The following is a 14,282-nucleotide window of genomic DNA, read 5'->3' as shown; positions in this document are numbered from 1 at the left end:
TTATGCCTAGTGCTGCCCGGCAAGACACTCGCGCAGTGCGTCTTGCCACAGCGGCTGAGTGACGTGCCATTGCTGGCGCAGGTGGCTGCAATCGAGGCGTGAGTTCAGCGGGCGCCGGGCGGGCGTCGGGTAGGCGCTGGACGGGATCGCCTCCAGTTCGGCACAGGCACGGCCGCTGGCGCGCAGGTGCTCGCCGATCGCCTGGGCAAAGCCGAACCACGAGGTTTCACCCTCGGCAGTCAGGTGGTAGATGCCCCATTCCCCGGCCTTGCCCGCTTGCCAGCGTTCGATCAGGACCCGCGTACTGGCGGCAAGGGTCCCGGCCCACGTCGGCGCGCCGATCTGGTCGGCGACGATGCGCAGGTGGGGTTTCTCCTGCAGCAGGCGCTGCATGGTCAGCAGGAAGTTCTTGCCGTGGTTGGAGTAGACCCAGCTGGTGCGCAGGATCAGGTGTGCGCCGCCCACTGCGGCAATCGCCCGCTCACCGGCCAGTTTGCTCTGGCCGTAGACGCCCAAGGGGTTGGGCGTGTCAGCTTCGGTGTAGGGCGCCGGCTTGCTGCCGTCGAACACGTAGTCGGTGGAGTAGTGGATCAACGGGCTGTCCAGGGCCTTGGCTTCCTCGGCGAGAACACCGGGGGCGATGGCGTTGAGGGCGAAGGCGAGGTCCGCTTCGCTTTCAGCTTGATCCACAGCCGTGTGGGCGGCGGCGTTGATGATCAGGTCGGGGCGGTGGGCGCGCACCTGCTGGCGGATGTGTTCGGCGTCGGTCAGATCGAGTTGCTCGCGGCCAAGCACAATCAGTTTGCCCAGGCCCTGAAGCTGCGTTTGCAGCGCCTGGGAGACTTGGCCGTGTTGGCCGGTGATCAGGATTTTCATGGGAACAGGTCGGCGTCTTTCAGGCTTTTGCCGCTCTGATCCTTGGAAGACAAGGTTGGAGGCCCCGTCAATTGCCAATCGATATTGAGATCCGGATCGTCCCAGCGGATGCAGCGCTCTGCAGAGGGTGTGTAGTAATCAGTCGTCTTGTAGAGGAATTCGGCGTAGTCGCTGAGTACCACAAAACCATGGGCGAACCCCGGAGGAATCCACAGTTGGCGACTGTTGTCGGTCGATAGCCGAACGCTGGCCCATTTGCCAAATGCAGGTGAACTCTGACGTATATCCACTGCGACGTCTAACACCTCACCGGCGGTCACTCGCACCAATTTGCCCTGAGCGTGTTCCACTTGGTAATGCAGGCCGCGCAATACGCCTTTTTGTGAGCGCGAGTGGTTGTCCTGAACAAACTCTTGCTGCAGCCCGGTTGCTTGCGCAAAGTCCCGGGCATTGAAACTCTCATAGAAAAAACCGCGTTCATCGTCAAAAACCTTTGGCTCGATGATCAATACCCCGGGCAACTCAGTGGCGGATACATTCATATGGATTATCCCCTGCGAGGGTGAACAAGTATTGACCGTAGCCGGTCTTGCCAAAATATCTGGCCCGCTCCAGCAAGTATTCACGGTCAATCCAGCGGTTCTGGTAAGCAATTTCTTCCAGGCAGGCTACTTTCAGGCCCTGGCGGTGCTCGATGGTCTGCACGTAGAGCGAAGCTTCCAACAGGCTGTCGTGGGTGCCTGTATCGAGCCAAGCGAAGCCGCGCCCGAAACGTTCCACATGCAGGTCGCCGCGCTTGAGATAGGCGTTGTTGACGTCGGTAATCTCAAGCTCGCCACGATGTGAAGGTTTCACGGCTTTGGCGATCTCGATCACGTCGTTGTCGTAGAAATAAAGGCCGGTTACGGCATAGGGGGACTTTGGTTTGAGTGGTTTCTCTTCAATCGACAGGGCGCGACCATCCTTGTCGAAGTCGATCACGCCAAATCGTTCTGGGTCTTTCACCCAATAACCAAATACCGTCGCGCCGGAAGGACGCCTGGCTGCAGTCCGCAACTGTTCGCCGAAATATTGGCCGTGGAAAATGTTGTCACCCAGGATCAGGCATACCGGGTCATTACCGATAAATTCTTCGCCAATGATAAATGCCTGGGCCAAGCCATCCGGCGACGGCTGCTCGGCATAGGTGAAGCGCACGCCGAACTGGCTGCCATCGCCCAGCAAGTTACGATACTGCGGCAAGTCCACTGGCGTGGAAATCACGAGGATGTCTTTGATTCCCGCCAGCATCAGCACCGAGATCGGGTAATAGATCATCGGCTTGTCATACACTGGCAGCAGCTGCTTGGACACGCCCAGGGTAATGGGGTGCAAGCGAGTGCCTGAGCCGCCTGCCAATACGATTCCCTTCATCATGCAATCAGATCCTTCATGTCGGTGTTGCCCAATCGTTCGCCCTGATAACTGCCGTCCTGTACCCTGCGGCACCATTCCAGGTTGTCGAGGTACCACTGTACGGTCTTGCGCAGGCCGGTCTCGAACGTTTCTTCCGGGACCCAGCCCAGTTCGCGTTCGATCTTGCTGGCGTCGATTGCATAGCGCTGATCGTGGCCTGGTCGATCTTTGACGAACGTGATCAGGTCGGCAAATTTTTCCACACCGGCCGGACGTTGCGGTGCCAATTCTTCCAGCAGGCCGCAGATGCCTCGTACCACGTCGATGTTTTTTTGCTCATTGTGGCCGCCGATATTGTAGGTCTCGCCGACCACACCTTCTGTTACCACTTTCAGAAGTGCGCGGGCATGGTCCTCGACGAACAGCCAGTCGCGCACCTGCAAACCATTACCATAGACCGGTAATGGCTTGCCCGCGAGCGCGTTGAGGATGACCAGCGGGATCAACTTCTCGGGGAAGTGGAAAGGGCCGTAGTTGTTTGAACAATTGGTCAGCAATACCGGCAGGCCGTAGGTGCGCTGCCAGGCACGCACCAGGTGGTCGGACGCCGCCTTGCTCGCGGAGTAAGGTGAGCTGGGCGCGTAAGGCGTGGTTTCGGTGAAAAGATCGTCAACGCCGTGCAGGTCGCCGTACACCTCATCGGTGGAGATGTGATGGAAACGGAAAGCGCTCTTGGAGGGCTCCGCCAGCGTGTGCCAGTACGCGCGAGTGGCCTCCAGCAGGCTGTAGGTGCCGACGATATTGGTCTGGATAAAATCCGACGGCCCGTCAATCGAACGATCGACATGGGATTCTGCAGCCAAGTGCATGATTGCCTGTGGCTCGAAGCGCTTCAGCACGGCGCTGACGCTCGCCTGGTCAATGATATCGGCCTGTACGAACTCATAGCGGCTGTTGGACGCAATGCTGGTCAGTGATTCCAGATTGCCTGCATACGTAAGTTTGTCCAGATTAAGCACTTCGTGTTCGGTGTTTTGGATCAGATGGCGGATCAGGGCGGAGCCGATAAATCCAGCGCCGCCGGTGATGAGAATGCGCATGTCGGAGGGCCTTTTCCTTAGACGGACATTAAGCGAATGAAGCATAGCTTGAGTTGTGCGGAAGATAGGCGCAAGCGCGGTATGCGTAGGGGGGTTGCCTAACTCACCTGAACAATGGCGATATACACCCCTGAAAAAAACGAGGCCACGCCCATGCTGCTTGCTACGTTGATCCATCGCGCCAATCTACCCTGCCCGCAAGTAGGCCCCGACCAGGCAGCGCAATTGCTCGAGCAGCACTACGGCCTCACGGGCACCCTGCAGTCACTGGGCAGCCAGCAAGACCTCAATTACAAAGTCGACAGCACCCGCGGTCGGTTTGTTCTGAAAATCTGCCGGGGCGACTACGCCGCGGTTGAGCTGCAGGCCCAGCACGCGGCCCTCGACACCCTGCAGGCCGTGCGTGTGCCCAAGGTCATCAAGGCCCTGAGCGGTGAAGAGCTGTTGAGCGTGACGGTCGATGGCCAGCCCCTGCACCTGCGGCTGCTGGATTATATCGACGGCCAGCCGTTGACCCATCTGCCGCATTTGGGGCGCGACGTGATCGCAGGCTTTGGCGACCTGTGCGGGCGCATGAGCCTCGCGCTGGCTGATTTCTCGCACCCTGGACTGGACCGTACACTGCAATGGGACCCGCGCCATGCTCGGGAACTGATCCCCCATCTGTTGGCCACCCTGGAAAACCTGCTCCACCGCGCCGTACTGGAGCAGGTGGCCGAGCAGGTTGAACAGCGCATTCGCCCCCTGGCCGACCGCCTGCCCAGGCAAGCGGTGCACATGGACATCACCGATGACAACGTGGTCTGGCAGCGCGATGCGCAACGGCGCTGGCAACTGCAAGGCGTCATCGATTTCGGCGACCTGGTGAACACCTGGCGGGTTGCCGACCTGTCGGTGACCTGCGCGGCCCTGTTGCACCATGCCGAGGGCGACCCTTTTGCCATCCTGCCTGCGGTCCAGGCCTGCCACGCCGTGACCCCGCTGCAGCGCGAGGAATTGCAGGCATTGTGGCCGCTGATCGTCGCCCGTGCGGCAGTGTTGGTATTAAGCAGCGAACAGCAGCAACGCCTGGAACCGGACAACACTTATCTATTGAAAAACGCCGAGCACGAGTGGGAAATTTTCCATGTGGCGACGTCGGTGCCGTTTGAACTGATGGAGGCTGCGATTCTCAGCAGTGTCGGTGAGACGCTGCCGTCGGTTGCCAGCCAGGACTTCGCGCCGTTGCTGCCGGGCCTGGTGGGGCGTGAGTTCGCGCTGATCGACCTGGGCGTGCTCAGCCCGCATTTCGAAGCCGGCAACTGGGAACTGCCGGGCATTGATCGGCATCTGCTGGATCAGGCGGCAACCGTACATGGGCTGGCGGCAAGTCGTTATGGCCAATATCGGCTGTCGCGTACCTGCCCGGACAGTGCCGCCGAACCGCACACTTTTCCCCTCCACGTAGAGCTGCATTTGCCCCATGGCACGGTGTTGGAGGCGCCTTTCGCCGGAACGCTGCATCAGGACGCCGATGGCCTTGTGAGCGTGCAAGGGGTCGAGCTGAGCGTGCGGCTGTGGGGCGTGAACACCCGGTTGAAGCACGGTTCATTGCTGGTGAAGGGGCAGGTTCTCGGTGAGGTCCATGGGCCGCTGACCGTGCAACTGTGCCGTGCCGACCTCGAACCGCCGCTGTTTTGTACACCGTCCCGTGCCTTGGCCTGGCAAGCCTTGTGTCCATCGCCTGCGGCATTACTGGGACTGGCCTGCGATGCCGAACCGGAGCTAGACCCCCACGCTCTGCTGGCCCGGCGTGACGCCAGTTTCGCGCGGTCGCAGAAGCACTATTACGTCGACCCGCCACGCATCGAGCGCGGCTGGCGCAACCACCTGATCGATATGCAGGGCCGTTCCTACCTGGACATGCTCAATAATGTCGCCGTGCTGGGTCACGGCCACCCGCGCATGGCGGCGGTGGCGGCGCGGCAATGGTCGCTGCTCAATACCAACTCGCGGTTTCACTATGCGGCCATTGCCGAGTTTTCCGAGCGCTTGCTGGCGCTGGCGCCGGAGGGTATGGATCGGGTGTTCCTGGTCAACAGCGGCACCGAGGCCAACGACCTGGCCATCCGCCTGGCCTGGGCCTACAGCGGTGGGCGCGACATGCTCAGTGTGCTGGAGGCCTATCACGGCTGGTCGGTGGCGGCGGATGCGGTGTCCACCTCGATTGCCGACAACCCCCAGGCCCTGAGCAGCCGCCCGGAGTGGGTCCACCCGGTCACCGCGCCGAACACCTATCGCGGTGAATTCCGCGGGCAGGACAGTGCGCCGGACTACGTACGAAGCGTGGAACATAACCTGGCGAAAATCGCTGCGAGCAAGCGCCAATTGGCCGGGTTTATCTGTGAGCCGGTGTATGGCAACGCCGGCGGCATCTCCCTGCCGCCGGGTTACTTGCAGCAGGTGTACGGGTTGGTGCGTGCCCAGGGCGGCGTGTGCATCGCCGATGAAGTGCAGGTCGGCTACGGCCGCATGGGGCATTTCTTCTGGGGCTTCGAAGAGCAGGGCGTGGTGCCCGACATCATCACCATGGCCAAAGGCATGGGCAACGGCCAGCCACTCGGCGCGGTGATCACCCGTCGCGAGATCGCCGAGGCATTGGAGGCCGAGGGGTATTTCTTCTCATCGTCGGGGGGCAGCCCGGTGAGTTGCCGGATCGGCATGGCGGTGCTGGATGTGATGGAAGAAGAAAAATTGTGGGAAAACGCCCAAGTGGTTGGCGGGCATTTCAAGGCGCGGTTGGAAGCACTGATCGACCGTCATCCTCTGGTGGGCGCGGTTCACGGTTCCGGTTTCTATCTGGGCCTGGAGTTGGTGCGTGACCGGCAAACCCTGGAGCCCGCCACCGAAGAGACCACCCTGTTGTGTGATCGATTGCGGGAATTGGGGATTTTCATGCAGCCCACTGGCGATTATTTGAACATCCTCAAGATCAAGCCGCCGATGGTGACGTCCAGGCGCAGCGTGGACTTCTTTGTCGACATGCTGTCGAAGGTGCTGGATGAGCAACTGTAGATAATCGATTGTTATCGGTTATGGGGCTGTCATATTTTTCGGTTAGCCTGTTTGTTCGCTTTTAAAGCCGATTTTTATCCGTTATAAAGTCGGCCCTTACCCATTCGGAGTCCTGATCGCCATGACCACCCTGCACAGCACCCCCCGCGCCGATGGCTTCCACATGCCCGCCGAATGGGCGCCACAAACGCAAACCTGGATGGTGTGGCCCGAGCGCCCGGACAACTGGCGCCTGGGCGGCAAGCCCGCGCAGGCCGCTCACGTGGCCGTGGCTAAGGCCATCGCCCGTTTTGAGCCGGTGACCGTGGCGGTTTCTGCCGACCAGTACGAAAATGCCCGTGCCCGTCTGGACGTGCCGAATATTCGGGTGGTGGAAATTTCCAGTGATGACGCCTGGGTGCGCGATACCGGGCCGACGTTCGTGATCAACGACCGTGGCGAAGTGCGCGGCGTGAACTGGGATTTCAACGCCTGGGGCGGCTTTGACGGTGGCCTGTACTCGCCGTGGAACCGCGACTCGCAGGTGGGCGGCAAGATCCTCGAAATCGAGCGCGCGCCGCGTTACCGCACAGAGGGCTTCGTGCTGGAAGGCGGCTCGATCCACGTCGACGGCGAAGGCACCCTGATCACCACCGAGGAATGCCTGCTCAACCGCAACCGTAATCCGCACCTCGACCGTGCCGAGATCGAAGCGGTACTCAGCGCCAACCTGGCTGTGGATAAGATCATCTGGCTGCCAGACGGCCTCTTCAACGACGAAACCGATGGCCATGTGGATAACTTCTGCTGCTACGTGCGCCCGGGCGAAGTGTTACTGGCCTGGACCGACGACCCGCAAGACCCGAACTACGCGCGTTGCCACGCCGCCATGGCCGTCCTGCAAAGCAGCACCGACGCCCAGGGGCGCTCGTTCACAGTGCATAAAATGCCGATCCCGGGGCCGTTGTATGCCACTGAGGAAGAGTGCGCCGGGGTCGACCCGGTGGACGGCACACAGGAACGTAATCCGACCGTGCGGTTGGCGGGTTCCTACGTCAACTTCCTGATCGTCAACGGCGGCATCATCGCGCCAAGTTTCGACGACCCGTTGGACAGTGAAGCCAAGACCATCTTGCAGAACCTGTTCCCGCAGCACGAAGTGGTGATGGTGCCGGGCCGTGAACTGTTACTGGGTGGCGGGAATATCCACTGCCTGACCCAACAACAGCCGGCTCCGCATAAAAACTGAGTGCAGTTGTAACAACGCCTTTTCTGCGAACGGGCGCTACTCAGTCTGAGCATTTACAGCGAGCCCACGGCCCAACACGGTCGTGGGCTTTTTTGTGTCCGACCACCTATAAATACGCGACATTGGCATAGCTCTTGTATCGGTGTTGCCCCAGTGGCCCAGGGTGATGACCGCATAGTTCTGTCATAAACCTTGAGTAAGTTAGCCGCTCACGCAGTAGGAGAGAGCGCTGAAATGAATGCCAATATCAACCCGATGTACACGCGCACCTTCCACCCTTCGCGGGTCGACAGTGACGCGATCCATTCGCTGGGGCTCTGGTTGAAGGAAAACGGCTCGCGACAGGTCAGGCAGCAGCCGGATTTGCGCAGTGTGATGAATGAGCGCTACCCGGTGGGGTTGTTCAGCGAGGATGAAATGCACGCGTTGTGCGAGTTGATGAGTAACTGAAAAAATATCGTTGACCCCGTAGCAGTTGCCTCGCTTGCGCTCGACAGCTGTTACGGGATTGGTGTTTTTGTATCGGGTTAGAAACTGTAGGTCCCCGTCACCACCAGATTACGCGGCTCGCCCGGCTGAATTTGCGCGACGCTGGTCGCCGATTCGTAGTAGTTCTTGTCGGCAATGTTGTTCAGCGCCGCGCGTACGTCCCATTCTTTCTGCCGGAACCCGACCAACGCGTCCCAACGGCCATAACCCGGCAGCACCACGGTGTTGAGGCTGTCGGCGTAACGGTCGCCGACCAACGTCAAACCGGTCTCCGCGTACCAGCCCATCTCCGGTTTCCAGGTGAGGAACAGGCTGCCGTTGCGCTTGGCCACGTCGCTGACGCGCTTGCCTTCAAAGCCATTGTTGTCCTTCTCGACCTTGGCATCCTGCAGGCCGATGCCGCCGCGTACATACCAGTTGCCGACGATCTTACCGGTGGCCGTCAGCTCCACGCCGCGTGAACGCTGCAGGCCGCTGAGCAGGGTGATGGTGCGGTCCAGCGGGTCGCTTGTGCGGCGGTTGTAGAGTTCCAGTTCGTACACCGCCAGGGTGGTGCTCAGGCGGTCGTCGAGCCAGTCGCTTTTCACGCCGATTTCTTTTTGCTTGGTCAGTTCGGGGCTTAGGTCGTTGACGCTGCCGGCGGCGTTCGGGGTAATACCGATCAGGCCGCCACCGGCCGGGGAGAAGGTCTTGCTCCACGAGGCATAGAACGAGTGGTGTTCCAGGGGCGTCCACACCAGGCCAAAGCGCGGGCTGGTGCTGTGGCTTTTGACGTCTTGCCGGGTATTGAGCAGTTTGTTTTTGGTGTCCACTTCGAAACGGTCGTAACGCAAGCCGGCCAGCACTTGCCACTGATCGTTCAGGCGCAGTTGGTCTTGCACATACAGGGCGCGGCTTTCGACTTCGGTGTGGTTGTTACTCGATACGCTCATGCGCCCGGTGTGGCTCAGATTACGGTTGGGCTGGTTGAGGTCCAGGGTTGGCACGGCCGAGACGGGGGCGGTGTACAGCTTTGGATCGCGGCGCTGGCTGCCCAGCTCAAGGCCGGTGAGCAGGCGGTGTTCGAGGCCGAAGGTGCTGAAACCTCCCTCCAACTCGACGTTGTTGAAGACGTTGAGGGTAGTCAGGTCTTGCTGCCAGCGTTGGCGCGTCACCCGATTGGTCGAGGCAACGTAGGCGGTCTGGTAGGTGTTGTCGAAATCGCTGTCGAGCTTGAATACGCCCAAGGTCTGGCGCAGTTGCCAGTTGTCGTTGAGTTCGTAGGCCAGCTTGGAGCGCAGGGACTGGGACTTGTCGTCGATGTAATCGCGGTTGTCACCGTAGGTGGTGCTGCGACTGACGTCGGCGGGGCGGCCGTTGACGCCGGGGATGCCGCGATCGGGCGTGCGGTTGTAGCGGCTGTATTCGTATTGCACCAGCCAGTTCAGATCCGGTGTGAGCTGCCAGCTCATGGACGGCGCGAACAGTTGGCGGTTGCCACTGACGCCGTCGCGGAAGCTGTTGTTGTCCTGGTTGCCCATGTTCAGGCGCAGGCTGATGTTATCGCTTGGGTCGGTGCTCAGGTCGGCATACACACTGCGCAAATCATTGCTGCCGCCCTGGGCTTCGATGCTCGACTTATGCCCGGCCGTTGGCAGTTTGCTCACGCGATTGACGATCCCTCCCTGGCCGCCTCGCCCGTAAAGCACCGCTGCCGGGCCTTTGAGCACTTCGATACGCTCGATGTTGTGCAGGTCGCGTACGTACTGGCTGTCGTCGCGAATGCCATCCAGGTAGAAGTCGTTGCTCGCGTCGAAGCCACGGATGCGCAAACTGTCGAAGCGCGTATCGGCACCGCTGCTCACATTGGGGATGCCGCTCAAGGCCTGGCCCAGGTCGTTGGTGCCGTAGGAGCGCAGGCTTTCGGTCTTCACCGAGTCGATGGCCTGGGGCACATAACGCACGGGGGTAGCGGTGCGAGTAGCGGTGCTGGTTTCCTTGACGCGCGGGTCGTCTTCGTCAGCTTCGGCGCTGATCGAGGTTTCGGGCAAGGTGGTGGCCGCACAGGCAAAACCGGCAGACAGCAGAACAGAAAGCCCAAGGGTCATGGGCGTCAGGCGAAGGGCAGGCATGGTGAAATGCATCCAAAGTGTTTGGCAGGAAAAGCGCGCTAATGGTAATGCTTTGCATTTGCGCGCGTTATCTATTACCAAACGTATCGACTTTGAAATGTGTTACTAGATGTGTTTCCGGGGTCGCTGAAGGCAGAATTTGGTCGTTTTCAGAAAGGCCGTAGGCCGTTGCTTAGAATTATTTCGCCTAAATACAGACGATTCACGAAATTGACACATAGTTCAACGCGCGACTAGGATTGCGTCCAACGCCTGTGGCTAACCGCCATGACTCATCCAATAAGAAAAGGCCCGCGGCATGTTCACTCGTCCGCGGGCCTTCTTTTTTCGGAAAAAGTCGATACCAGAAAAGCGACATGGAGCCTGGTGTCATAGCGCGTACTCAACCCGTAATAAGGAATACAAAAAAATGTTGAAGCAACGGATGAGTCTGATCGCTCTGGGGATTTTGAGCGCATCGACCGCAATGGCAAACGACCAGGAGCAATCCAAAGGTTTCGTTGAAGACAGCCACCTGAACATCGCAGCCCGTAACGCCTACATCAGCCGTGACTATAAGAACGGCAAGCAAGACAAAGCCGAGTGGGGCCAAGGCTTCATCGGCAAGTTCGAGTCCGGCTTCACCCAAGGCACCGTCGGTGTGGGTGTGGATGTGATTGGCCAATATGCGATTCGTCTGGACGGTGGTAAAGGTCGCAGCGGCGCTGGCGGCATTAACTTCTTCAAGCAAGGTGACAGCGGCGCAGCAGCTGACGACTTGGCCAAAGGCGGCGCGGCGGTGAAGTTCCGCGTATCGAACACCGTGCTCAAGTACGGCGAGCAAATGCCTGCCGTTCCTGTACTGCAGTACGACAACTCTCGTCTGTTGTCGGAAACCTACACCGGTACCTCGATCGTTTCCAAAGAGATCGAAGGTCTGCAACTGGATGCAGGTCGCTTCACCAAGGAAGCCCAAAAAGGTGCTGAAGGCACCGACAGCGGTAACCTGAAGAACATCAGCTACCTGGGCGGCAGCTACAAGTTCACCGAAAATCTGTCGGCTGCGCTGTACGCTTCCGACATGGAAGACGTGCTGAAGAAGCAATACGTCAACGTCAACTACGTACTGGCCCTGCCAGAGAAACAGTCGCTGACCTTTGACTTCAACGGCTACAAAACCAAGCTGGACAGGAGCTTCGCCGAGCAACGCGGTAATGGCGACGCGCGCGACAACAAAATCTGGAGCCTGGGCGCTACATGGGCTGTTGGCGCGCACAGCTTCACCTTGGCCCATCAGCGCAGTACCGGCGATACCGGTTACCTGTATGGCGGCTACCGTGACAATACCGCGGACACCGGCATCGGCGACGGCGGCAACACCATCCTGCTGGCCAACTCCTACTGGTCCGACTTCAACGGCAAGGACGAGCGCTCCTGGCAAGCCGGCTACGGTCTGGACTTCAGCACCTTCGGCGTGCCTGGCCTGACCTACAACGTGGCCTACGTGCGCGGTACTAACATTGACGACGGCAGTGGCCGTGGCAATGGCACCGAGCGCGAGATCTTCAACCAGTTCAAATACGTCGTTCAGAGCGGCCCGGCCAAAGACCTGAGCCTGCGTGCTCGTGCCTCGTGGTTGCGTGTTTCCAACAACGCCAGCAACTACAACGTTGGCGGTAACGAACTGCGTCTGTTCGCTGACTACCCGATCAACGTTTTCTAAGTGATCGCACGTCGCGCCTGATTCCAGGCGATAAAAAACCCCGACTGGTTCGGGGTTTTTTTATGGGCGCGCATCAGTCCTGGCGGCTCTGCAAAATCTTGCGCGCCAACGCTGCATTCTTGTAGTCGAGCATCAAGGACAACCCCTCATAGGGTTCGATCTTTTTATTGTCGATACACAGCTGTGCCATCAGCAGCAGCACCTGGCGTTTCTTCTTGTTGATCCGCACGCAGGGTACGCCGAACGCCGTCTTGCGCGTTGCGGGTAATGGCGCCTCGGGCGTCAGTTGGACGGTTACCCAGATGCCCTGGACAAACTGCAACGTGATCTCCTCGATATGTTCGATGGGCAGCGGTTGCGCCAGGTTATTGAACACAAAATGCTCCGGCGTCAGGCGCAACGCGGTCTGCGGCGCACGCTTGAATCGACGGATGCCCAGCCATAGCAGGCCCAGCCCAATAATGCCGAGACACGCGCCTGCACTGACTGCCGACAGCGGTGTGCCTTTCAAACGCTCCGGGGCGAGCCAGACTCGACTCAGGATAAACAGCGCAGCCAGCACAAAGGGCAGGCTCGACACGGCCATCAGTACCCCGCGCCACTGGCCGCCTTCATGCAAGCTACGCTCACCCTCGGCCGAAGCGGCCAAGGTTTCCAGCAGATGGGTGTGTGCGGTGTTCTCCGACACGGCCACGTCCATCACATCCCGAGACAGTCGCTCGCGCAGTGCCTGGGGTGCGCTGAAATAGGCGTCCATCTGCGCATTCGCTACGTCGCGATCCAACGCGCGGGTGGCGCCGCGCAGGGTATCGTCCAGTGGCACGTCGAGCGCCTGCAGGCGTTCGCCATTGGAGGGGTGGGAGTCGGTGGGATGCGGTTGATGAATCTCCACGGCTTCGGGTGATGGTTGCAATTCACACTCACGCAAGCGCGCGAACACGGCGTCGGGCAGGTCTGTAGCCGAGCCTGCGTCACACACTGCCAACAAGGCATCCTCAACGTGCGTCTGCAACACCGACACCCGCAACAACGCTGACGCCGCCGCAGCAGGGCCCGCCAACTGCGCGCCGGCAGCGTCCGCCAGCAATTCGCGCTCACGGCTCCAGTGGTTCACCGCGTCATCAAAGCGCTGCATGAAAAACACACCGAACATGAACGACGGCCGCATCAGCCGTCCCTGGATAAAATCGCTGGCCAGCATCGTATTCAACAGCGCTTCCAGGCTGCGATTAACCCCATCGTAGATCGGCAAAAAGCGCAGGCTGTATTCCGTGTCCTGCCCCACAAAGTGCGCCAGCTCATGGCCGATCACCGCGCTGATTTCTTCACGGCTCAGCAGGCCCAGATACAGCAGCGGCACATGCAAGGTGCGCCCCTGCAGCGAAGTATTCGCCGGTTGCACAGTGGCCGCGCTGGACGTCACGTAAAAGCCCTGGGCCAGGCTCACCACGATGTGGTCCGGTGGCAGCGCGCCGAGCCTACCCGCCAATTCGTCCACATGGCGCCACAACCCTGGAGCCTGCGCGGGCGTCACCAGCTGGCCGAACATCTCCAGCGGCTCAGGCTTGAAAATCCCCAGCATAGGGCGCAGCTGTCTAAGCAACGACCAGATCGAATACAGACAAAACGCCGCGACCACCCCCAGCAGCGCCATCAGCTTGACTTCGCCACTGCCCAGCCGGCCGATATGCCACATCGCCAAGCCTTCGAAACTCAACGCCAACGCGACGGCCGCCGCCACCGCCACCACATGGCCCACCAGCACGTAGGGCAACAGGCGGCTGCCCAGGGAGAACACCTGCAATAACCTCTCCCGTGACTGCCGTGCCCGCCGCCCCGCCCAGTACGTACCCGCCAACGCAGCCACACCAATCAACGCCGCCAACAGACCCAAGCCCATCACCCACGGCGCGATGGCGCGCATCGCACGGTTCACGCGGTGGGCGATGGGCAGTTCGGTTTCGATTTTTTCCAGACGCGAGAGGGCCTCCGCAACGCTGATGACGCCATCAGGCAGGTCGACACTACTCGCGGGCTGTCTGGTTGCCAGCGCTTGCAACGGGTGCTTGGCTTTATCAAGGTTGAGGTGGTAATCGACCAACGCTGTGGTTGCGTCCTCACCACGCTGACGCTCCCAGCCGCCGAGGGTGGCCAGCAGCAGCGGGAAAATCACCAGCAGACAGATCAGTTTCAGAGCGTTCATGGGAGTCCGTTCACAACGCGGGGGTGTGCAGGTTTATACCGAAAAAAGCGCCCCATGCCGAGGCGCGCTACTGTGGGAGCCGGAGCGGCCCTGGGTATCTACACCACTTTCAAATGCGGGCACA

Annotated in this window: 10 protein-coding genes; 4 read left to right on the top strand and 6 right to left on the bottom strand. The window is 60.2% G+C overall.

All coding sequences use genetic code 11. The features are described 5' to 3' along the window. Positions 1-6 precede the first annotated feature (6 nt). Genes rfbD through rfbB form a run of 4 tightly spaced genes read right to left on the bottom strand, consistent with a single transcriptional unit; the run spans position 7 to position 3,371 of the window. Positions 7-876: a dTDP-4-dehydrorhamnose reductase gene (rfbD, locus tag FBY10_RS10090; protein ID WP_145335829.1), complete on the bottom strand. Its 870-nt coding sequence runs from the start codon at positions 874-876 to the stop codon at positions 7-9. Continuing rightward, on the bottom strand, positions 873-1,418 hold the full coding sequence (gene rfbC, locus FBY10_RS10085; RefSeq protein WP_145335831.1) for a dTDP-4-dehydrorhamnose 3,5-epimerase: 546 nt from the start codon (positions 1,416-1,418) through the stop codon (positions 873-875). Before rfbC ends, rfbD begins: the two co-directional genes overlap by 4 nt. Next, the gene (gene rfbA, locus FBY10_RS10080; protein WP_145335833.1) at positions 1,399-2,292 is read right to left on the bottom strand and encodes a glucose-1-phosphate thymidylyltransferase RfbA; all 894 of its coding nucleotides are present in this window, start codon (positions 2,290-2,292) and stop codon (positions 1,399-1,401) included. Before rfbA ends, rfbC begins: the two co-directional genes overlap by 20 nt. After that, positions 2,289-3,371, bottom strand: a complete 1,083-nt coding sequence (rfbB, locus tag FBY10_RS10075; RefSeq protein WP_145335835.1) for a dTDP-glucose 4,6-dehydratase — start codon at positions 3,369-3,371, stop codon at positions 2,289-2,291. The genes rfbA and rfbB overlap by 4 nt, the downstream gene beginning before the upstream one ends. Positions 3,372-3,524: 153 nt before the next feature. On the opposite strand from rfbB, the gene FBY10_RS10070 reads away from it, so the two are divergent. The 3 genes from FBY10_RS10070 to FBY10_RS10060 all read left to right on the top strand — a co-directional run bounded on the left by FBY10_RS10070 (position 3,525) and on the right by FBY10_RS10060 (position 8,103). After that, the gene (locus tag FBY10_RS10070; protein ID WP_145335837.1) at positions 3,525-6,425 is read left to right on the top strand and encodes an aminotransferase; all 2,901 of its coding nucleotides are present in this window, start codon (positions 3,525-3,527) and stop codon (positions 6,423-6,425) included. A gap of 121 nt (positions 6,426-6,546) precedes the next feature. Continuing rightward, positions 6,547-7,653, top strand: a complete 1,107-nt coding sequence (gene aguA / locus FBY10_RS10065; protein ID WP_145335838.1) for an agmatine deiminase — start codon at positions 6,547-6,549, stop codon at positions 7,651-7,653. A gap of 234 nt (positions 7,654-7,887) precedes the next feature. Further along, positions 7,888-8,103, top strand: a complete 216-nt coding sequence (locus tag FBY10_RS10060; RefSeq protein WP_131696949.1) for a hypothetical protein — start codon at positions 7,888-7,890, stop codon at positions 8,101-8,103. 77 nt (positions 8,104-8,180) lie between these two features. Here FBY10_RS10060 and FBY10_RS10055 read toward each other — a convergent pair whose 3' ends face one another. Continuing rightward, positions 8,181-10,253 carry a TonB-dependent siderophore receptor gene (locus FBY10_RS10055; protein WP_145335841.1) on the bottom strand — a complete coding sequence of 691 codons (2,073 nt, stop codon included), beginning with the start codon at positions 10,251-10,253 and terminating at the stop codon, positions 8,181-8,183. Between the two features lie 409 nt (positions 10,254-10,662). Between FBY10_RS10055 and FBY10_RS10050 the strand changes: the two genes are divergently transcribed. Beyond that, entirely contained in the window at positions 10,663-11,955 is a 1,293-nt protein-coding gene (locus tag FBY10_RS10050) for an OprD family porin (RefSeq protein WP_145335843.1), read from the top strand. Positions 11,956-12,028: 73 nt separating this feature from the next. On the opposite strand, the gene FBY10_RS10045 is transcribed toward FBY10_RS10050, so the two are convergent. After that, the gene (locus tag FBY10_RS10045) at positions 12,029-14,158 is read right to left on the bottom strand and encodes a M48 family metallopeptidase (protein ID WP_145335845.1); all 2,130 of its coding nucleotides are present in this window, start codon (positions 14,156-14,158) and stop codon (positions 12,029-12,031) included. Positions 14,159-14,282 lie beyond the last annotated feature (124 nt).

The sequence above is a fragment of the Pseudomonas sp. SJZ103 genome (assembly GCF_007828335.1).
In the GTDB taxonomy this organism is placed as follows: domain Bacteria; phylum Pseudomonadota; class Gammaproteobacteria; order Pseudomonadales; family Pseudomonadaceae; genus Aquipseudomonas.
This window is presented reverse-complemented; position numbering and strand designations above follow the sequence as displayed.

What these genes read in the sequence shown, in the direction of transcription:
- rfbA (WP_145335833.1), bottom strand. Translation starts at nt 2,292, where the DNA reads ATGATGAAGGGAATCGTATTGGCAGGCGGCTCAGGCACTCGCTTGCAC.
- FBY10_RS10070 (WP_145335837.1), top strand. Translation starts at nt 3,525, where the DNA reads ATGCTGCTTGCTACGTTGATCCATCGCGCCAATCTACCCTGCCCGCAA.
- FBY10_RS10060 (WP_131696949.1), top strand. Translation starts at nt 7,888, where the DNA reads ATGAATGCCAATATCAACCCGATGTACACGCGCACCTTCCACCCTTCG.
- aguA (WP_145335838.1), top strand. Translation starts at nt 6,547, where the DNA reads ATGACCACCCTGCACAGCACCCCCCGCGCCGATGGCTTCCACATGCCC.
- rfbB (WP_145335835.1), bottom strand. Translation starts at nt 3,371, where the DNA reads ATGCGCATTCTCATCACCGGCGGCGCTGGATTTATCGGCTCCGCCCTG.
- FBY10_RS10055 (WP_145335841.1), bottom strand. Translation starts at nt 10,253, where the DNA reads ATGCCTGCCCTTCGCCTGACGCCCATGACCCTTGGGCTTTCTGTTCTG.
- rfbC (WP_145335831.1), bottom strand. Translation starts at nt 1,418, where the DNA reads ATGAATGTATCCGCCACTGAGTTGCCCGGGGTATTGATCATCGAGCCA.
- FBY10_RS10045 (WP_145335845.1), bottom strand. Translation starts at nt 14,158, where the DNA reads ATGAACGCTCTGAAACTGATCTGTCTGCTGGTGATTTTCCCGCTGCTG.
- FBY10_RS10050 (WP_145335843.1), top strand. Translation starts at nt 10,663, where the DNA reads ATGTTGAAGCAACGGATGAGTCTGATCGCTCTGGGGATTTTGAGCGCA.
- rfbD (WP_145335829.1), bottom strand. Translation starts at nt 876, where the DNA reads ATGAAAATCCTGATCACCGGCCAACACGGCCAAGTCTCCCAGGCGCTG.